General features: G+C 68.3%; 18 protein-coding genes. 9 read left to right on the top strand and 9 right to left on the bottom strand.

Features of this window, described 5'->3' with window-relative positions:
- The first annotated feature begins 24 nt into the window (after positions 1-24).
- Positions 25-483, top strand: coding sequence for an SRPBCC family protein (locus G6N55_RS16370; RefSeq protein WP_085222310.1), 459 nt, complete (start codon positions 25-27; stop codon positions 481-483).
- A gap of 9 nt (positions 484-492) precedes the next feature.
- The gene (locus G6N55_RS16365; protein WP_085222311.1) at positions 493-1299 is read left to right on the top strand and encodes an SDR family NAD(P)-dependent oxidoreductase; all 807 of its coding nucleotides are present in this window, start codon (positions 493-495) and stop codon (positions 1297-1299) included.
- A gap of 3 nt (positions 1300-1302) precedes the next feature.
- Here the strand turns inward: G6N55_RS16365 and G6N55_RS16360 are convergent, their stop codons facing one another.
- The 3 genes from G6N55_RS16360 to G6N55_RS16350 form a co-directional block, all read right to left on the bottom strand.
- Positions 1303-2040, bottom strand: a complete 738-nt coding sequence (locus G6N55_RS16360; RefSeq protein WP_085222312.1) for a methyltransferase domain-containing protein — start codon at positions 2038-2040, stop codon at positions 1303-1305.
- A gap of 124 nt (positions 2041-2164) precedes the next feature.
- Positions 2165-3541, bottom strand: coding sequence for an adenylate/guanylate cyclase domain-containing protein (locus G6N55_RS16355; RefSeq protein ID WP_085222313.1), 1377 nt, complete (start codon positions 3539-3541; stop codon positions 2165-2167).
- Between the two features lie 20 nt (positions 3542-3561).
- The gene (locus tag G6N55_RS16350) at positions 3562-4161 is read right to left on the bottom strand and encodes a TetR/AcrR family transcriptional regulator (protein ID WP_085222314.1); all 600 of its coding nucleotides are present in this window, start codon (positions 4159-4161) and stop codon (positions 3562-3564) included.
- A gap of 103 nt (positions 4162-4264) precedes the next feature.
- Here G6N55_RS16350 and G6N55_RS16345 point away from each other — a divergent pair, with 103 nt between their 5' ends.
- A complete protein-coding gene (locus G6N55_RS16345) occupies positions 4265-5209 on the top strand; it encodes an oxygenase MpaB family protein (protein WP_085222315.1) in 945 nt (314 codons plus the stop codon).
- On the opposite strand, the gene G6N55_RS16340 is transcribed toward G6N55_RS16345, so the two are convergent.
- A complete protein-coding gene (locus tag G6N55_RS16340; RefSeq protein WP_085222316.1) occupies positions 5206-6195 on the bottom strand; it encodes an amidohydrolase family protein in 990 nt (329 codons plus the stop codon). The genes G6N55_RS16345 and G6N55_RS16340 overlap by 4 nt on opposite strands.
- 198 nt (positions 6196-6393) lie before the next feature.
- On the opposite strand from G6N55_RS16340, the gene G6N55_RS16335 reads away from it, so the two are divergent.
- The 3 genes from G6N55_RS16335 (at position 6394) to G6N55_RS16325 (ending at position 9774) form a co-directional block, all read left to right on the top strand.
- Complete coding sequence (locus G6N55_RS16335) at positions 6394-7167, top strand: SDR family oxidoreductase (RefSeq protein WP_085222317.1); 774 nt, start codon at positions 6394-6396, stop codon at positions 7165-7167.
- A 116-nt stretch (positions 7168-7283) separates the two neighbouring features.
- Positions 7284-8375 (top strand): acyl-CoA synthetase family protein, encoded by a 1092-nt coding sequence (locus G6N55_RS16330; protein WP_085222318.1) that lies wholly within the window; start codon positions 7284-7286, stop codon positions 8373-8375.
- 34 nt (positions 8376-8409) lie between these two features.
- Complete coding sequence (locus G6N55_RS16325) at positions 8410-9774, top strand: aldehyde dehydrogenase family protein (protein ID WP_085222976.1); 1365 nt, start codon at positions 8410-8412, stop codon at positions 9772-9774.
- Here the strand turns inward: G6N55_RS16325 and rpsR are convergent.
- Genes rpsR through rpmB form a run of 4 tightly spaced genes read right to left on the bottom strand, consistent with a single transcriptional unit; the run spans position 9771 to position 10729 of the window.
- Positions 9771-10022 (bottom strand): 30S ribosomal protein S18, encoded by a 252-nt coding sequence (gene rpsR / locus G6N55_RS16320; RefSeq protein ID WP_085222319.1) that lies wholly within the window; start codon positions 10020-10022, stop codon positions 9771-9773. The two genes, G6N55_RS16325 and rpsR, sit on opposite strands and share 4 nt — an antisense overlap.
- The gene (gene rpsN / locus G6N55_RS16315) at positions 10023-10328 is read right to left on the bottom strand and encodes a 30S ribosomal protein S14 (RefSeq protein WP_085222320.1); all 306 of its coding nucleotides are present in this window, start codon (positions 10326-10328) and stop codon (positions 10023-10025) included.
- Entirely contained in the window at positions 10329-10493 is a 165-nt protein-coding gene (gene rpmG, locus G6N55_RS16310) for a 50S ribosomal protein L33 (RefSeq protein ID WP_085222321.1), read from the bottom strand. It lies immediately after the preceding gene.
- Positions 10493-10729 carry a 50S ribosomal protein L28 gene (gene rpmB, locus G6N55_RS16305; protein WP_085222977.1) on the bottom strand — a complete coding sequence of 79 codons (237 nt, stop codon included), beginning with the start codon at positions 10727-10729 and terminating at the stop codon, positions 10493-10495. Before rpmB ends, rpmG begins: the two co-directional genes overlap by 1 nt.
- Positions 10730-10841: 112 nt before the next feature.
- On the opposite strand from rpmB, the gene mrf reads away from it, so the two are divergent.
- The 3 genes from mrf to G6N55_RS16290 all read left to right on the top strand — a co-directional run bounded on the left by mrf (position 10842) and on the right by G6N55_RS16290 (position 14626).
- Positions 10842-12035, top strand: coding sequence for a ribosome hibernation factor-recruiting GTPase MRF (gene mrf, locus G6N55_RS16300; protein ID WP_085222322.1), 1194 nt, complete (start codon positions 10842-10844; stop codon positions 12033-12035).
- A gap of 144 nt (positions 12036-12179) precedes the next feature.
- Complete coding sequence (locus G6N55_RS16295; RefSeq protein WP_085222978.1) at positions 12180-13070, top strand: SDR family NAD(P)-dependent oxidoreductase; 891 nt, start codon at positions 12180-12182, stop codon at positions 13068-13070.
- On the top strand, positions 13067-14626 hold the full coding sequence (locus G6N55_RS16290; protein WP_085222323.1) for an AMP-binding protein: 1560 nt from the start codon (positions 13067-13069) through the stop codon (positions 14624-14626). Before G6N55_RS16295 ends, G6N55_RS16290 begins: the two co-directional genes overlap by 4 nt.
- On the opposite strand, the gene G6N55_RS16285 is transcribed toward G6N55_RS16290, so the two are convergent.
- Complete coding sequence (locus tag G6N55_RS16285; protein ID WP_085222324.1) at positions 14623-19488, bottom strand: cation-translocating P-type ATPase; 4866 nt, start codon at positions 19486-19488, stop codon at positions 14623-14625. The genes G6N55_RS16290 and G6N55_RS16285 overlap by 4 nt on opposite strands.
- Between the last annotated feature and the right edge of the window lie 46 nt (positions 19489-19534).

Genomic DNA, 19534 nt, shown 5'->3' with positions numbered 1-19534 from the left:
TGTGCGACGTGTTTGGATTGGCCCATGGCCGATACGGATCCCGAAGGCATTGTCAGCGCCACGCGTTTCATCTCGGCCAGCGCCGAGCGAATCTTCGAACTGATCGCCGAGCCCTCCAGCCAGCCCAGTTGGGACGGCAACAACAACCTGGCCTCGTCGGTGCCCGGGCAGCGCGTCCGCGCGGTCGGTGACGTGTTCAAGACGACGCTGACCAACGGAGCCGTGCGGGAGAACCACGTCGTGGAATTCATCGAAGGCGTCAAGATCGCTTGGCAACCAGCCGAACCCGGCAAGAAGCCGCCCGGCCACCTGTGGCGCTGGGAGCTCAGCGAGGTCAACTCCACCCTGACCAACGTCACCCACACCTACGACTTCACCGCGCTGACCGACGCCACCCGGCTGGAGAAGGCGCGTTCGACGACGCCCGAGATGCTGCGCGAGTCGATGGACAAGCTCGCGATGCAAGCCCAGCGCTTCGAGTAGGAGTACGGCATGCCCCTTCCGCCACCGGGAAACGATCGCGCCGCGATCGTCACCGGCGCTTCTTCGGGCATCGGTGAACAGTTCGCCGGGATTCTGTCGCGGCGCGGCTATCAGGTCGTGCTGGTGGCCCGCAGCGCCGACCGTCTCGCCGAGCTCGCCCAACGCCTGGGTCCCACCGCGCACCCGCTGTCCGCCGACCTGTCCGATCGGTCGGCGCGGGCGAGTCTGGCGGACCGCGTGGCCGCCCTGGGCCTGAGCCCGGACATCCTGATCAACAACGCCGGGCTCTCGACGCTCGGGCTCGTCGCGAAATCTGTTCCCGAGAAAGAAGTTAACCTCGTCGAGGTGGACGTGGCCGCCGTGGTCGATCTGTGCAGCAGATTCCTGCCCGGCATGGTCGAGCGGCGGCGGGGCGCGGTGCTGAACGTCGCGTCGGTGGCCGCATTCGGGCCGCTGCCGGGGCAGGCGGCGTACGGCGGTGCCAAGGCGTTCGTGTTGTCCTACACCCACAGCTTGCGCGGCGAACTGCGCGGCACCGGCGTGACCGCGACCGCGCTGTGTCCGGGACCGGTGGACACCGGATTCGGCGAAGCGGCGGGCTTCGACAAGGAGGAAGCCGAAGCCGCCCTGCCGCGGATCATGTGGATTCCCGCCGACAAGGTCGCGCAGGCCGGAATCGACGGGCTGGCGGCCGGCAAGGCCGTCGTCGTCCCCGGCTGGGTCAACCGGATCGCGTCGTCGTTCTTCCGGATCGCGCCGCCCGAGTCGTTGTTGCCGCTACTCGTTCGCGGTCACCCGGCGTTCAAACACGACTGACGCTCAACCCTTTTTGGCCCGCACCCACTGGAACGTGCCGATGTTTTTCACCCGCACGCTGACGAACCCGTTGTCTTCCAGGATGTCGCCGATTTCGTCCTCGCCGAACACATGCGCCCCGATGTTGGGCACCAGCCGCCACGCCCACGCGGCACGCCCCGCGGTCGGGACCATGATGGCCAGCCGTCCGCCGGATCGCAGCACCCGCGCCATCTCGGCCAGGGCAGCGGCCGGATCCGGAACCAATTGCAGCACCGCCATCGAGACCACGGCGTCGACGGTGTCGTCGCGCAGCGGAAGTCGTTGTGCGTCAGCACGTATGAAGCCGACGTGCGGGCCAGCCTCGTTGCGCACGGCGCGGGCCAGCATCGCCTCGGAGATGTCGATGCCCAGGGCGAGTCCGTCCTTGCCCGCGGCGCGTGCCAGGGACGCGGTAACGGTGCCCGGGCCGGATCCGACGTCCAACACGGTTCCGCCCGGCGGGATGTCCAGCCACTCGGCGGGGTGTTGCAGCGCGGCGATCAACCGGCGCGAGAAAGCCTGCGCGTTGTCGTAAAGCATTGAGCCGATGGGCGATGCCCACGCGGCCTGGATTGGGCCGGTGTTCTTCGGGACATCCCCCGATTCGTCGCGGAGCAGATCCAGATAACCCTTGCCGGCGTCCGGCTCCGCCGGGGGATCCGTCAGCAGCTGCAGCGCCCGGCGCAGCGCGGGCGGAAGCGAGACGTGCACGTCGGTCATGCGTACTCCTTCGATCAAATGTCAAGCTGTACGCCGAAATCCGGGAGCCGCGACGCTGACAGGCCCCCAACGCAGCCTACGCGCGACGCCACGACACCCCGACCCGCCGAGAATGTGGCCTTGGTTAACGCTTGACGACCGCGCGCTCGCTCACCAGGGCGTACAACCGCCACGCGCCGGGCACGCCCTTGAGCGCGCTCTCGCCGCGGTCGGTGAACCTGTGCCGCGATCCGGTGACGATGTCGCGCAGCGTCGACGACACCAAGACCTCGCTGGGGCCGGCCTGGGCGGCGACCCGGGCGCCGATGTGCACGGCCATGCCGGCGATGTCTTTCACGGCGCCGCCGCGAACCTCCACTTCACCCGCGTGGATGCCGACGCGCACCTCGATGCCGAGCACCCGGACCGCGTCGACGATCGCGTCGGCGCACGCGATCGCCGAGCTCGGGCTGCTGAAGGTGGCGACGAATCCGTCTCCGGCCGTGTTGACTTCGCGGCCGGAGAAGCGCTGCAATTCCTGGCGCACGATGGCGTCGTGGTTGTCCAGCAGATCGCGCCAGCGGTCGTCGCCGAGCAGCGCGGCCCGCTCGGTGGAGCTGACGATGTCGGTGAACACGATCGTGGTCAGCAGGCGTTCGGCGTCCGAGCCGCCGCGCAGGCCGGTGATGAACTCCTCGATCTCGTCGAGCATCAGCGCGGTGTTGCCGGTCCAGTAGAGGGAATCTTCGCCCGGGAGCTCGACGAAGCGCGACCCGGCGATGTGCTCGGCCATGTAATGCGCGTGGCCGATCGGGCTGAACTCCGAATTGTCGCGATGCAGGATCAGCGTCGGCGTGGTGATGCGGGGCAGGATGTCGCGCACGTCGGAGCGCCGGATGGTCTCGATGACCACGCGCGCCATGCTCGGGGATGCGGCCCGGTTGCCGGCGTGGTCCCACCACGCGCGGAACGCGTCGTCGGTGGCGACCGAGGGGGCGATGATGCCCAGCATGTCGAAGCCCTGCTCGACGGCGTCCGGTTCGACCCCCACCGTCGTGTACGGCTCGGCCTCGACCTCGTCGCTGCCGATCGGATAGTCGGGACCGCGCAGCGTCCTGGCCGCGCCGTTGAAGATCACCAGGTTGTTGACTCGCTCGGGGAATTCGGCGGCCATCACCAGCCCGGCCAACGAGGTGAAACCCGGGGCGAAGACCGTCGCTCGCTCGCACCCGGCCGCGTCCATCACGGCGATCGCATCCTGCGCCCAGGACCTGGGCCCGATCATGTCCAGCGACGGAACCCGCGACGACATGCCGATCCCGCGTTGGTCGAACCGGATCACGCGGCTGAAGGACGCCAGCCGTCGATGAAAGCGATACATCGACGGCTCGCTGTCGACACAGTCAATCGGAATGAGTGGGCCCGGCAGCACCAGCAAGTCGATCGGGCCATCGCCAAAAACCTGATAGGCGATGTCGATCTCGCCGCAACTGGCGTACCGGGTCCGCGGAACCGGCGCCACGACACCAGGCTAATGCAGGGCTACGACAAGTCGCCGATGATGGGCACCAGATAGCGGGCGGCGTACCGCCGGACAGCGGCGTGATCGGAGATGTCGAGCCGGTCGGTGGGGAAGACGATGATGCCCAATGCCACGCGCAGCAGGACATCGGCGATGTTGGCCAGGTCGGCCTCGGGAATGTCGGCCCCGCATCTGCGCAGGGTGTGCGCGATTCCGTCGGCGAACTGGCTGATCGGGAAGACGTGCGACCGGGAGAAGAGGCCGAACAGCTCGGGTTCGCTTTCCACGATGCGGGAGTACAGCGGTGAGTCCTGGACCAGGCGCACGCCCAGCGTGAACGCCTCGATCACCGCTTCGCCCGGAGTGCAGCCCGCGGTGGCACGGTCCAGGGTGGCGAAGAAAAGTTCACCCTCGTGGCGCACTACCCGTTCGACCAGGTCGTCCTTGGTGGGAAAACGCCGGTAGATGGTGCTGCGGCTGACCCCGGCCCGGGCGGCGACGTCCTCGATGTTCGCCCGGCGCACACCGTAGGTCTCGAAGACCGCTCGCGCGGTGTCCAGGATGGTCCGGTCGACATCGGCGATTTGGTCGACATCGCCTCGGAGGCTGCTGCTCTGCATGAATCACGACCCCCACGGCAACCTCGGCGGATGAATGCTAGCCTGAAACAAAGATACACTTTCGTGTCACTGCTTCACGGCGGTTGCTTCGGGGGAGGTGGGCATGACCGCCCAGCACGACGAGTTGGCCGGCCCGAGTTTTGACGTCGGCGTGCGCGAAGCGGTCCCGATGCCGGTCGACGACGAGATTGCCGAGACCGCGCCGCGGCTGGGGCCAGACTCGCTGATCTGGAAGTTCTACGGCGATCACCGGACGCAATTCTTCGGGTTTCAGCGCGTCGCCGGCGTCGAGAACTGCATCGAGCAGCTTGCCCAGGGCGTGCTCGATCACTCGGTGATCTTCAGCGACACGTTGGGCCGGGCCAAGCGAACCGCACCGCCGCTGATGAAGACCGTCTACTCCGACAACCCACACGAGTGGGGTCGCAAGGTCCGCGACTTCCACAAACCGATCAAAGGCACCATCAGCGACGGCTCCCGGTATCACGCCCTGAATCCCGAGTTGTTCTATTGGGCGCACGCCACTTTCGTCGACCAGGTCATCTACAACACCGACATGTTCATCCGGCGGCTGTCGGACGCCGAGAAGGAACAGATCTTCAGCGAAGGCAAGGTCTGGTACAGCCTCTACGGCGTCAGCGGGCGCGGCCAACCGGAGACCTACGCCGACTTCGTCACCTATTGGGACGACATGCTCGAGCGGTTCGTGCCGCACAAGACCGTCCTGTACGGCACCGGCTATATCCGCAAGGGGATTCCGGGACCGCGCTGGATGCCCAAGCCGCTGTGGAAGATCCTGTCCGCGCCGCTGAACGCTTACACTCGCCTCGTGCTGGTCGGAACCATGCCGCCGCAGATGCGCGACGTGTGCCGGCTGGAGTGGGATACCAAGAAGGAGAAGCGGTTTCAGCGATTCGCCGCCGTCGTGCGCGCGTTGAATCCGGTGCTCAACCGGTTGCCGCTCTGGTTCCTGTACACGCCGTGGGCGGTGACGGCGTGGCGCCGGGCGGGCGTTGACCCGCGCCGGCTGCACAACCGCGCCGGCTAGGCGATCCGCAGCAGCCGTTCGGCATTGCCGTGCGCGATCTTCTCTCGGTCGCCGGCGGACAGCGTCGTCTGCTCGAATCCCCGGACCGCGTCGTAAGAGGACTCGTACGGATAGTCGATGGAGAACATCAGCGCGTCGGCGCCGACCTCCAGCACGGCTCCCAGCATCACCGCCGGTGAAAACACGCCACTGTTGGTGAAGACGATGTTGGTGCCGAGGTAGGCCGACGGCGCGCGCTGCAGCGTGCTGGTCGTCGAATGTGACGTCGACGCGAACCGGGAGTCGATTCGGCTGCGCTGAAACGGCAGGAATTCACCCATGTGGCCCAGAATCATGGTCGCGGACGGATGCCGGTCGAACACGCCGCTGAACAGGATCCGCAGCGCATGACCGCTGACCTCGGCGGCCCAGCTCCAGGTCGCGCCGTACAGCTCCGGTCGCCCCTCGATGACCTTCCAGTGATCGGCCGGTGGTGCGCCGGGGTGCAGATACAGCGGCACGCCCAGGGATTCCAGCGCCGCCCACAGCTCGTCGTATTCGGGTGCATCCAGGTAACGGCCACCGGGTCCGGTGATGCAGTCATTGACCAGGGCGCCGCAGAAGCCGTCCTGGGTTACGGCGCGTTCCAGCTCGGCCACCGCGGCGGCGGGATCCTGCAGGGGCAACGCCGCGAATCCGCGGAATCGATCCGGATTTTCACTGATCGCCTTCGCCAGGTGGTCGTTGGCGAAGCGCGCGTTGTCGCGGGCCCGTTCGGCGTCGATGTCGACCTGCAGACCGGGAGACGTCAGGGAGAGCACCTGAATGTCGATGCCGGCGTCGTCCATCTCGGCCAGCCGGTGCTCGCCCAGGTCGGGCAGCCGGAGCGCGCAGCGCCGGGCGCATTCCGGCGTCATGCGCTTCTGTAGCTGCTGATGCTGCGTGGTGGGCTGGCGCTCGGCCAGCTCGGGGATGAAAAAGGCTTCCTCTAGGGCGACGTACCGCATCGGATTTCCTCACTGTCGGATTGCTCTGTCTCCCTTCGACTCTGCGCCCCGCCCCATTATTTGTGAAATGAATGTCTTGTATGGCAAGTATGTTTTTCGCGCATACGAGCTGACCACGTACGGGTCGGAAACTGTGGGCTGCGCCACAGTAGATTGGGGCATTGCGCTACGTCAGCCCCGAGCGTGAGGAGCACAAGCATGCAAATGACGGGCAATACCGTGCTGGTCACTGGCGGCGGCACCGGAATCGGCCGCGGTTTGGCGGAGTCGTTGCACCGGCTCGGCAACCAGGTAGTGATCGCGGGCCGCCGTCGTGCGCTGCTGCAGGCCGTCGTCGAGGCAAACCCCGGTATCGGCTACCTGTCGCTGGATCAATCCGACGCGGCCGATGTCAGGCGGTTCGCCGTCGAGCTGACAGACCGCTATCCGGACTTCAACGTCCTGGTCAACAACGCCGGGACGCAGCGCGTCGAGGATCTCACCGCCAGCAACGCCGGCGCGGCGGAGCAGAGCATCGCGATCAACCTGATGGGCCCGATCCGGCTCATCTCGACGTTGTTGCCGGCGCTGCTGCGAAAGCCGCGCGCGGCGATCCTGAACGTCACGTCGGGCCTGGCGTTCATGCCCAGTGCGCTCACACCGACCTACTGCGCCTCCAAGGCCGCACTGCACTCCTACACCCAGTCGCTGCGCTTCCAGCTTCGCGACACCGCGGTGCAGGTCATCGAGATCATTCCGCCGCATGTGCAGACCGCGCTGCAGGGCGAGCGCGGATTCGACCCGCGGGCGATGCCGCTGGACGACTACGTCGCCGAGACGATGGCCCTGTTGCGATCCGAGCCGCAGGCCGAGGAGATCGTGGTGGAGCGCGTCAAGAATTTCCGGTTCGCCGAACGCGACGGTACCTATCAGGACATCTATCCGGCCTTCAACGAGGCGATCACGGCCTGGCTGGGCGGCACGGGCAAGTGAAACCCTTGCGGTAACCCGGAATTCGCCGCGGCATGGACCAACGTTCAGTCGCTGTATGCCCGGCGAGACCGCAGCCAGCTTGGCGGGCGGGACCGGCATGCGACAGGATCGGTGGCATGGCCGATATCGACTTTTCGTTGTTGGACGTCCCGAGATCGGCACCGGTCGACGACGTCGACGCGTTCCTGCGCACGGCGATCGCCTGGCACTTCGGCGAGGACACCGGCTCGGCCTTTTGGCTGCGGATTGCCAAGACGCTGGACTTCGACCCGTTGACCGATATCAAGACCTTCACCGATTTGCGGTTGTTTCCGAACCTGCTCAGCGAGCTGCGCAATGTGCCGGTCGAAGATCTGATCCCGCGCGGGTACGGCTCACCGCCTCCGGTGCCGCAGGTTTTCGAATCCGGTGGCACCACCGGGGCGCCGAAACGTACTGCGCAACTTCCGGATTGGGTCGCGCAAGTCATCGAATGGCAAACCGAGGACTTCGCCGGCGGCGGCTTTCGACGGGGCCAGGGCTTCCTGTGCCTGATGCCGAGCGGCCCGCACGGCGTCGGGTTTTTCTCGCGGCTGGTCGCCGAGCGGCTCGGCTCGGCGTTTCACGCGATCGACATCGATCCCCGCTGGGTGAAGAAGATCGCCGCGCGCAATGCCGTCGGTGAAGTGGCGGCCTATGTCGACCACGTCCTCGAGCAGGCGGTGCACGTTCTGCAGACGCAGAACGTCGCGAACCTGCACGCCACCCCGCCGTTGCTGGAGGCGATTGCCCGCAACGACGACTTGGTGGACTTGGTGAACGCCAAGATTCGTTACCTGTTGCTCAGCGGTGCGCACGCGGACGCCGACACGCTGGACCTGCTGCGCGACATCTTCCCCGAGACGACCATCACGATGGCGTTCGGCAGCACCATGATTCTGTCGCAGGCGGTCACCCGAATCGAGGGCGACGCATTCGTTTTCGACCCGCGCACGCCCTACGTCGTGTTCTGGGTGATCGATCCCGACACCGGAGAGCAGGTGCCCTACGGTGAGCTCGGCCAGGTGGTGATGAACCACATCAGCAAGGGCATGTTCCTGCCGAACAACCTGGAACGCGACATGGCGATCCGGATGCCGGGCCCCGCTGGGCAACTCAGCGATTCGGTCAGCGCGGTACGGCCGGTCACCACCTTCGAGGGCGAGGCCGTCATCGAGGGCGTGTACTGAGGTGACCGGCGAAACTCCAAGTGTGACAACCGACCTGGTATTGCTGGACGCGCTGGGGCCCAGCGGCGAGTACCGGACCCGCAACCGCGAAATTGTCACCAGCACCGCCGGGGTACCGGTCGCCGAGCTGAGTAAGGTGGCGCCGCTGTATGTATCGCGCACCATCGGTGCGCAGCGCAAGGTCGCGCCGCTGCCGGTCGCGGAGCGGGAAAAGGCATTGGCTGCCGCGGCCGATATCTTTGCGACCGGGGAAATCGGCGGCCTGGGCTTCGACGCGTATGTCGAACTCGCCAGCCGGATTTCGGGAGTGCCGATCGTGGTCACCCGCGCCGGGGCCCGCAATGTGGCGGGCGCCGTTGCCCACGCATTCGACGCGGTGCGCCCGGCCCAGCCGATCGGCGCGGTCCGCGACTGGCGCGAGGAACGCACCCGCGCCGGCAGTGCGGTCTGGACGCGGCGCGGCGAGGTGTTCGCCGTGCACGCCGCGGGCAACGGCCCGGGGGTACACGGCCTGTGGCCGCAAGCACTCGCCCTGGGCTACCGGGTCGCGGTGCGCCCGTCGCGACGCGAACCCTTCACCGGGCACCGGCTCGTTAGCGCTTTGCGCCAAGCGGGATTTCGGCCCGAGGACGTCGTATTTCTGCCCACCGATCATGGTGGCGCCGACGAGATCATCCGCCGCGCCGATCTCGCCATGGTGTACGGCGGCCAGGACGTCGTCGACAAATACGCCGCCGATCCGACGGTGATGGTGAACGGGCCGGGCCGCGCCAAGCTCCTGATCACCGCCGACCGCGATTGGCGCGACTACCTCGATCTGATCGTTGACTCGATCGCGAATCTCGGTGGTATGGCGTGCGTTAACACCACCGCAGTGCTCTACGAGGGCGACTCGGCCCCGCTGGCCGCGGCGATCGCCGAGAAGTTGGCGACGATCGAGCCGCTACCCACCGAGGACGAGCGGGCGATCCTGCCCACTCAGCCCGTGGAAAAGGCGCAGGCGCTGGCGAACTATCTGGCGACGAAGGCCGCGGGCACCACCGCGCTGCTCGGCGCGGATCAGGTCGTCGCCGCGGTGGGTGATGGCTATGCCGCCCTGCGTCCGGCCGTGCATCTGTTGACCGAGCCCGATGTCGACAGGCTCAACATCGAACTACCGTTCCCCTGCGTGTGGGTGTCGCCCTGGTCGCGCGAGGCCGGCCTGGCGCCGTTGCGAAACTCATTGGTAATTACCGTGATTACCGGCGACGACGACCTGATCGACAGCGTGCTCGGTGACCCGACCGTCAGCAACGTCTACCGCGGAAACCATCCGACTTTCTACGGCGCGCCCGAAATCCCGCACGACGGATTCCTCGCGGACGTGCTGATGCGCAACAAGGGTTTCATCCGCGACTAGCGCTCGTTGATGTAAGGCAACAGCGCCATCTCGCGGGCGTTCCTGATCGCGGTGGCCACCTGCCGTTGTTGCTGCACCGTCAGGCCGGTGACGCGGCGGGACCGGATTCGGCCGCGCTCGGACATGAACATCCGCAACGTCGTAATATCTTTGTAGTCAACGTACTTGAGGCCGAGGCTGCTCAGCAGGTTTCGCTTCTTCTCGATCGGCTGAGTCCGGCTGGGCCGGGTTTTCGATTTGCCGGCCATCTACCAACTCGCCTTCCGCACGCCGGGAAGCTGGCCCTGATGCACCAGCTCCCGCATCCGCACCCGGGACAGCCCGAACTTGCGCAGGTGCCCGCGGGGACGACCGTCGACCGCGTCGCGGTTGCGTACCCGCACCGCGCTGGCGTCGCGCGGCTGGCGGGCCAGTGCCTGTTGTGCGGCCAGCCGCTGCTCGGGTGTGCTGCGCGGCGATCGGATGATCTCCTTGAGGCCGGCGCGCCGTTCGGCGTAGCGGGCGACGATCGCGCGACGCTGGTCGTTCTTGACGATCTTGGATTTCTTGGCCATTCAGCGTTCCTCCCGGAACTCGACGTGGCGGCGGACCACCGGGTCGTACTTACGCAACGTGAGCCGGTCGGGGTCGTTGCGCCGGTTCTTGCGGGTGTTGTAGGTGTATCCGGTGCCCGCCGTCGAGCGCAGCGTCACGATGGGTCGAATCTCGTTGCGAGCCATCAGATCCGCTGACCCTCTCGGCGCAGTCGCGCGACCACGGCCTCGATCCCGTCGCGGTCGACGACCTTGATTCCCTTGGCGCTCACCCGCAACGTGACGCGCCCGCCCTCCGACGGCAGGTAATACGTCTTGGTCTGGATATTGGGTGACCACCGGCGCTTGGTTCGGCGATGCGAGTGCGACACCGCGTTACCGAAACCCACTGTGCGGCCGGTGACCTGACAGTGCATGGGCATGACGTCTCCTCTCCACGACAGCAGGTTATTGAAAATCATTTTCGACAAGCCCCGTCCGGCACTGTACCGTGGCGAAGGCATTATTGAAAACCATTTGCAATAAGGAGTGGGCATGCGGACGCCGGTGGTGCTGGTAGCGGGTCAGGGCGACACCGACGCGGTGGCGGGGACATTCCTGCGCCGGGCCGGGACCGTGGTCGTCGAGCATCGGTTCGACGGTCACGTGGTGCGGCGCACGACGGCCATGTTGTGCAAGGGCGAATTCACCACCGCCGAGGACGCATTGGAGCTGGCGCACGGGTGCGTGTCCTGCACCGTCCGCAACGACCTGCTGGCGCTGCTGCGCACGCTATCCCGCCATGCCGGCGTCGAGCGGATCGTCGTGCATCTGTCCGAGTGGCTGGAGCCCGAGCCCATCTGCGTGGCGATCAATCATGTCCGGGTGCGCATCGGTCCCGACTACCCCGACGGCCCGGCCGCCCTGGACGTGGCGATCGCCGGGGTGGTGACGTGCATCGACTCCCGCACTTGGCTAACCCGCGCCCTCGGGGACGCGGTGCTGGGGGACGGCCGCACGATGGCCCAGGCCGTCGTCTGTCAGGCCGAGTTCGCCGACGTGCTGGTGCTGACCCGCCCCGAGCCCGTGACACTGGCCGTGCTGCGCAGGCTGGCTCCGCGGGCGCGCCTCACCGTGGGCATCGAGCGCCTCGAGACGGCGCTGGCCAACCTGGAAGAGGGCGCGCGCCGCGGCCTCAGCGACCATCCGCACGGCTGGCTGCTGGCGGGCCGGCCGCCACTGGGAGCCGACGGGGCGGTGCAAATCGTCGAATTCAACGCCCGCCGCCCGTTTCACCCGGAACGCCTGCATGCCGCGGTGGATCTGCTGCTGACCGGCGTGGTGCGCGCCCGCGGCCGGCTATGGCTGGCCAGCCGGCCCGACCAGGTCATGTGGCTGGAGTCGGCCGGCGCAGGCATGCGGGTCGCGTGCGCGGGAAAGTGGCTGGCGGCCATGACCGCGCAGGAAGTGGCCGATATCGACGCAGAACGGCGCCTCTTCGCCGAGCTGCAATGGGAGTTCCGGTTCGGTGACCGGCACACGGCGATGACGGTGTTGACCTGCGGCGCGCAAGCCCCCGACATTCTCGACGCCCTGTACGGAGCGCTGCTCACCGACGCGGAAATGGCGCAACCACGGAAGTGGGGCGGCTACCCGGACCCGTTCGGCGATTGGCATGAGGACCCCTGCGACGAAACCGCCGGCACCGCTGAAGAAGTCGCATCCGACGCCGACCGCCGCGAATCGTGAACTAACACCGCGTCACGTTTAGCCGGGACCACCGGTTCGGCCTGTGCGGGTGGTCTGGTAGCTGTAGGTTACGAGTCGCAAAGCGTTGGGAAAGCAGCGCTGCACCCGGACTCGGCACGCCATCTCGGTGAATGCGGTGTGAAGGTGAACTTGATAGGCCAGGCCTTGAAGACGGCGACGGACCGATTGGCCAACCCGGCGCGGGTGGCGGATCCCGACAGGCTGCGCGCCGCGGTTTCGGGCAAGACGGTCCTGGTCACCGGTGCGTCCTACGGCATCGGTGAGGCGACTGCCCGCAGGCTGGCGGCGGCCGGAGCGACGGTGCTGGTCGTCGCGCGATCGGCGGAGCGCCTCGACGACCTCGCCGCGGCGATCAACGCCGGTGGCGGGAACGCCATCGCCTATCCGACCGATCTGAGCGACGAGGCCGCCGTCCACGTGCTGACCAAACAGATCACCGAGAACCACGGCCCGCTCGACATCGTGGTCAGCAATGCCGGCAAATCGCTGCGCCGTTCGCTGCATCACCAGTACGACCGCCCACACGATTTCCAGCGCACCATCGACATCAACTACCTGGGGCCGATCTGGCTGCTGCTGGGACTGCTGCCGGCCATGCGGGAAAACGGCCGCGGCCACATCGTGAACGTGTCGAGCGTCGGCGTGCGGGTGGTGCCGGGTCCGCAATGGGGCGCGTATCAGGCGTCCAAGGGCGCTTTCGACCGCTGGCTGCGCAGCGTGGCGCCGGAATTGCACGCCGACGGTGTCGACGTCACGTCGGTGTACTTCGCCCTGGTGCGCACGCGGATGATCGCACCGACGCCGATCCTGGGCCGCCTTCCCGGTCTGTCCCCCGACGAGGCCGCCGACGCCATCGCCAAGGCGGTCATCGAGCGTCCGCGCAGCAACGAACCGCCCTGGGTGTTTCCGGCCGAGCTGGCCTCGGTGCTGCTGGCCGGTCCGGCCGACTGGGCCGCCCGGTTGTGGCATCGCCGGTTCTTCGCCGATTCGCGCGGACGAAAGGACCGGGGATGACCGACGGTGTGGCCGCCACGACGGCCCGGGCCCTGTTGTCGTCGCGGCTGCTGAGTGTGCCCACCCCGATCGCGGCGGTGCGGCTGATCCGCGAGGTCTATCGGGGCGGCACCAACCTGTCCACGCTGCTGGCTGTCGCGGCGGCGCGCTGGCCGGAGCGCACGGCGATCATCGACGACGAGGGGGCACTGAGCTACCGCGAGTTGCAGTGCAAGGCCGAGGCGCTCGCTCACGAGCTCGTCCGCGATGGCGCCGGCCCGGGCGAGGCGGTGGGGATCATGTGCCGCAACGGCAGTGACTTCGCGGCTTCCGTGTTCGCCGCGGCCCTGGTCGGAGCCGACGTGGTGCTGGTGAACACGGAGTTTCGCAGCACGGCTCTCGCGGATGCGCTGGATTCACACCAGATCAGAAACATGTTCTGCGACAACGAGTTTGTCGATCGGGTCGCCGACGCCGCGCCGTCGGTCGGCGTGATCGATCCGGCAACCGTGCTGATCCGGCCGGGCGCGCCGCGACCGCGCGTCGTCGAGTCCGGTCGACTGATTCTGCTGACCTCGGGTACCACGGGTGTGCCAAAGGGCGTTCCGCGGATGCCTCGGATGAGTTCGGGAGTGGGCGTCGGCATGACCATTCTCCAGCGCACCGGGCTGCGCGTCGGATCACGAATCGCGGTGGCGGTACCGATGTTTCACGGCCTCGGCCTGGGCATGCTGATGCTCACCGTCAGCCTGGGCGGCACGGTTCTGACGCATCGGCGCTTCGATGCCGAGACGACGCTGGCCCAGGCATCGCTGCAGCGCGCCGACGCGCTCAGCGTGGTCCCGATCATGCTGGCGCGCATCATGGATTTACCGCAACGGGTGCGGATGCGAAACCCGTTGTCGCTTCAGGTCGTGATATCCAGCGGTGATCGGCTTGATCCGAGCCTGGCGCGCCGCTTCATGGACTCCTACGGCGACATCCTCTACAACGGATACGGTTCCACCGAGGTCGGAATCGGCGCTTTGGCAACACCTTTGGAGTTGCGTCATGCCCCCGACACGGTGGGGCGGCCGGTCGCGGGATGCCCGGTTCGGATCTTCGACAAAACCGGCCGGGCCGTCGGGCCGCGCGTGACGGGCCGGATTTTCGTGGGCGGCGAGCTGACGACCAAGGGTTACATCGGCGGTGCCGACAAGGCCGTCATCGACCAGATGACCAGCACCGGCGACATGGGCTATCTGGACAACTCGGGCCGGCTCTACATCGTCGGCCGCGAGGACGACATGATCGTGTCGGGTGGTGAAAACGTGTACCCGCGGGCGCTGGAGAACGCGCTCGCCGCGTATCCCGACGTCGCCGAGAACGCCGTCGTCGGGGTTGCCGACGAACAGTTCGGACGCCGGCTGGCCGCCTTCGTCGTGGCTCGCGCCGCGCGTCAAATCGATGTCGCGGCGCTACGGGAGTACTTGAAGGACAAGGTTTCTCGCTTCGAACAGCCCAGGGATATCCACGTCGTCGACAGCATTCCGCGCAACCCCGCCGGCAAGGTCATCCGGAAGGAACTGGCGACCTAAGCCTCCGGGGTGTCCTGCTCGTCTTCGGCCGCGCCGTCGGGCTGGAGGACGCCGACGGTCTTGTTCAGCCAGTTGGGTGCCAGCCACGAGATCGCGGTGGCGCCCGCGGTGGCGCCCATCACGCCCGACCACGCGACCGGTCCCAGCGGCGTGCATCCGAAGAACTGGCTGATCACCGGGGTCTGAACGATGCCGACCAAGACGCCCGCGCTGCCCAGCGCGGTCGCCACGACGAGCGGACTGTGCTGGCGTGTCAGCAGGGTCTGGGCGAGCTGCGTCGTCACCAGGGCCGTCAATCCCATTGTCGCCGTCCGGCGCTCGCTGCCCGGTGTCCAGCGGCCGATGGTCCAGGCGGCGGTAGCGCCGGCGGCCGTGACGACGCCGCGGGTGACGATCTGGCGCATCAGCGGGGCATCGAGCGACGGGGTGGGTCCGGTCAGCACCGCGAGTCGGTGTGCGGCGCGGGCCTTTTCGGCCTGTTCCTCGGATTCGTACTCGGCCTCGTCGGGTTCGACGTACTGCGAGGTTACGGCAACCGCCAGCGCGGGGAACATGTCGGTGAGCAGGTTCACCAGCAGCAGCTGACGGGTTCCCACCGGCGCGCGGCCCTGGCCGAACGCGGTCCCGATGATGGTGAACAGCACCTCGCCGACGTTGCCGCCGACCAGGATGGTGACGGCGTCGCGAACGCCGGCCCACATGCTGCGGCCCTCGACCAGCGCGTCGAGCAGCACGGACAGGTCGCGGTCGGTCAAGACGATGTCGGCGGCGCTGCGGGCGGCCGACGAACCGCGGCCGCTCACGCCGATGCCCACGTCGGCCATCCGGATCGCGGCGGCGTCGTTGGCGCCGTCGCCGACCATCGCCGTCACCCGCCCGCAGCGTTGCAGCGCCGCCACGATCTGCACCTTCTGCTCCGGGCTGACGCGGGCGAACACCTGCACGTTCGATACGACCTTGGCGGCGGCGTCCTCGTCGAGACCGGCCAGATCGGTGCCGGTGATGACCCGGGCATCCGCCGGAAGTCCCAGCTGGCGGGCGATCGCCCGCGCGGTGATCGGGTGGTCGCCGGTGATCAGCACCACCTCGCGGCCGGCGGCTTCCAGCGCCTCGATCAGCGGGCGCGACGATGCCCGTGCGGTGTCGGCCAGCCCGACGTAGCCCAGCAACTCGAGCTCCTGCGCGTAGGTGTCGACCGCGTCGACATCGGTGTCCTCATCGTGAGTGGTCCCGTTGGGCCAGGGGCGCCGGGCCACCGCCAGCACCCGCAAGCCCCGCTCGGCGAGGCTGCGCACCACCGACTCCGCATGCGCACGGTCGGCTTCCGGGTCGGCGAACCGGCAACGGGGCAACACCACCTCGGGCGCGCCCTTGAGCATCAGCACCGGCTTGTCCGCCTCCGCGCTCAGGGTGCCGATCGCGGCGGCGTAACCACGGCTGGACTCGAACGGCACCTCGGCGAGCAGCCGCCAACCCGCCTTGTTCTTGGTGAGAAGGAAACTCGCCGCGGTGATGATGGCCTCGTCGGTGGCGTGCGCGTGGCCCTGACCGTCCTGGGGCTGCGGGGAGGCCCAGGCGGCCGCCCGCAGCACCGCGGCCGAGCGCGGATCCTCGGCTTCCGGGAATGGATCGCCCGGCCGGGCATCGTGCGGCATCGCGCACAGCACACGCAGCCGGTTCTCGGTGAGAGTGCCTGTCTTGTCGAAACATACGGTGTCGACGCGGCCCAGGGCTTCGATCGTGCGTGGCGAGCGGACCAGCACCCCGTGCGACGTCAGGCGCTGAGCCGCGGCCAGCTGGGACAGCGTGGCGACCAGCGGTAGACCCTCCGGAACGGCGGCCACCGCGATCGCGACGCCATCGGCGACCGCCTGCCGCAGCGACGCGCGGCGCAGCAACGCCAGGGCGGTCACCGCGGCGCCACCGGTCAGGGTCAGCGGCAGCACCTTGGAAGTGAGCTCGCGCAGCCGGGCCTGGACTCCGGCCGCCGTCTCGACGTCGGCCACCGCCGAAATCGCCCGGTGCGCAGCGGTATTGACCCCGGTCGCCACCACGATCGCGCGAGCGCGGCCCGCGACGATCGTGCTGCCCTCGAACAGCATGCTCGCCCGTTCGGGGTCGTTGACGGCGACGGGTTCCACCTGCTTGTCCACCGGCAGCGACTCGCCGGTGAGCAGCGACTCGTCGACCTCGAGGTCCTCGGCCACCAGCAGCCGCGCGTCGGCCGGAATCACCTCCGGTGCGGCCAGGTCGATGACGTCGCCGGGCCGCAGCGACTTGGCGGACACCGTGACAGTGCGGGTAGCGCGCTGGGCCGCCTCCAGCCGGCGCCGGGTGGTGGCCACGGCGGGGACCGCGACGCGGCGCACCAGCTGATCCTGCTCGGCGAACAGTTCGGCAGCGGCTGCTTCGGCCCGCAGCCGTTGTGCCCCACCGGTTATCGCGTTGGCGGTCATGACGCCGCCGACCAGCAGCGCGTCGATGTTGCTGCCGACGATGGCCGACGCGGCGGCGCCCACGGCCAGGATCGGGGTCAGCGGGTCGGAGAGCTCGACCCGGGTAGCCGCGGCCAGCCGCGCCAGGTTGTGCAGCGGCGCGCGCAGCCCCGCGAACGGCGGGCTGTAGGACAGGTCGTCGAGGCGGCGGCGCCAGGACGGGGTCAGGGTCTCCACCGCCAGCGGTCGCGAGCCGCCGGCCAGCCGCGAGTACACGATCTCGGGATCCAGCGCGTGCCAGGCGGTGAGCGGCTGTGGGGTGGGGTCGGGCAGGCGCAAAACCCTACTGGCCGAGAAGGTTCCGGCGATCAGTGCGGTGACGGCGGCGGCGTTGACCGGGTTGAGCCAGCGGCGGAAGCTCGCCGGGTTGTTGGGCCGCTCCTGCTCGCTGCCGGTGACCAGCAGCAGCCCGGCCAGCGTTGTGCCGCCCTGGGCTAGGTGTATCGCCGATTCGCTGGCCGAGCGGGCCACCGGAATCGCGGACAGGATCCGAACCGCGTCGGCCAGGTCGGTGCCGGTGATGATGTCCGCGGTCCACGGCGTCGCGGCGCGTGGATCATCAAGTGCCACACCAACATCGGCGATAGCCAGTGCGGCCAGCGTATCGGTCGACGCGAAGTCGCGGTGCACGGCGGTGATCAGCAACACCGGGCCGCGATCGCTGCGCAGGTCACGCACCACGGTCAGCAGCGGTGTGCCGGGCGGATGTGTCGCGGCGACGCTGGCGGTCAGGTCCTCGGTGCCGGCCACGTGACGCAAGACCACTCGCGCCCCGGTCCGATTCGCGGTCTGCAGCAACGGGATCGCGTACGGGTCGACTTCCCAGCCGACTTCGACCGTGCCGACGCATTCGCCGTCGACGATGAGGTCGGCGCTTTCCAGGCCCTGCGCGGGGGTGGCCGACGGGCCTTGCAGCGGAACCCATCTCAGGTGTGCACCGGTGGCGGGCAATTCGTCGGGATCGGGCTCGGGAGCCTCTTCACCGTGCAACAGCGCGTCGGCGACCTCGTAAACGCGGTCGTCGTCCCATCCGGGTGCCTCGCCGATCGATTTCAAAACGGCGCGGTGATCACCGCGCAGTGCCGCGCCGTCGATGACGACCACTTTCAACCGGTCCAAGCGGCGCAGGGCGCCGGGGTCGAGGACCAGCTGTCCGCCGTTGGCAAGCCCGCGGCCCAGCGTCGAGGCGAACGCCTGGCGGCCCATGTGCGCGGCCCGGGGCACCCCGGCCTCGATCGCGGCCGCCGCGTCTTCGGTGCCGCCGCCGGCCACCAGCGCACTGGCCGCTGCGATCAGCGAGCCGTTGGCCGCCGATTCGACATAGGACTCCACCGGCCCGGCCATCGAGCCCTTCTCGGTGTCCATCGCCGCGTCGATGGCGCCGCCGACCACGACGTGTGAGGCCTCGCCGGCCGCGGCGGCGGCCCAGCTGTGCCGTGGGACGTGCGATTTGGCTCCGGCCGAGGAGATGACCGGGACCACCGGAGCCTGCGGCCGCTCGGGCGAGGCCAGGTGCGGCTCGCGCTCTCGCCACACCCGCCGGTGCGCCGCTGCTTCGGTGATCTGCAGGGTCCGTTGCGTCATATCGAGAAACGGTGTGCCGAACGATTGGGTGAGCCCGTGCGCCGCTGCTGTGGTGGCGGCGAGCACGATGTCGGTGCCCACCCGCCCCAGTCGCGACTCCAGCACCGACACCATGCGCGGTTGGTGGTTGATCAGGGCGGCCGCGGCCCGGGTGGTCTGCGGTGCCGCGGGCAGGCGGGTCACCCAGCCGGTGACGGCGGCGGTCATCGCGACCATGTCCATGGCCGCCGAGGTGAGCGGCACCAGGATCGCCAGCGGGTTACCCGGGTCGGCGAACGGCGCGGAAATCGGTACGTCCGACTTGGTGGTCGCCAGGTCCGCGGCAATGGCGGCAACAGTCGACCGGACCTCGTCCACGACGTCGTCGTAGTCTTCGGCGTCCTCGGAGAGCTCGAACACCAACCGGCCCAGCGAGCCCTCGACATGGGCCTCGGCCACGCCCGGAATTCGCCGAACAGGTTCCTCGACGACCGCCGAGTACTCGTACCACCGCGAGAACGGCAGCAACGGATCCAGGTCCAGGTGCACCCGCCGACCGCTTTGCCAGCGCACCGGAGGTGTGATGGGGCCCGCAGATCCGTTGGATGAGGGCGTGATCCCGAGTGCGCGGCTGGTGGAGTCGGCCATCGACTGCACCACCGGGCCGGCCAGTTCGACCACCGGGCTCGCCAGGACCTGGACCGCGCCCGCGGCGCCGGCGGCAGTGGACACACCTGCTTTCACCAGCTGGGCAGCTCCGTCGGTGAGACCAGCGACGACGCTGGTTACACCCGGAATCTTCATTCGGTCATCCTTCAAATACGTCTGTCGCGCTAATGATCCTGGGGTG

It is taken from the genome of Mycobacterium florentinum (assembly GCF_010730355.1).
Classification (GTDB): domain Bacteria; phylum Actinomycetota; class Actinomycetes; order Mycobacteriales; family Mycobacteriaceae; genus Mycobacterium; species Mycobacterium florentinum.
The sequence above is the reverse complement of the archived record's forward strand: the minus strand, read 5'-3'. Positions and strand labels throughout refer to the sequence as shown.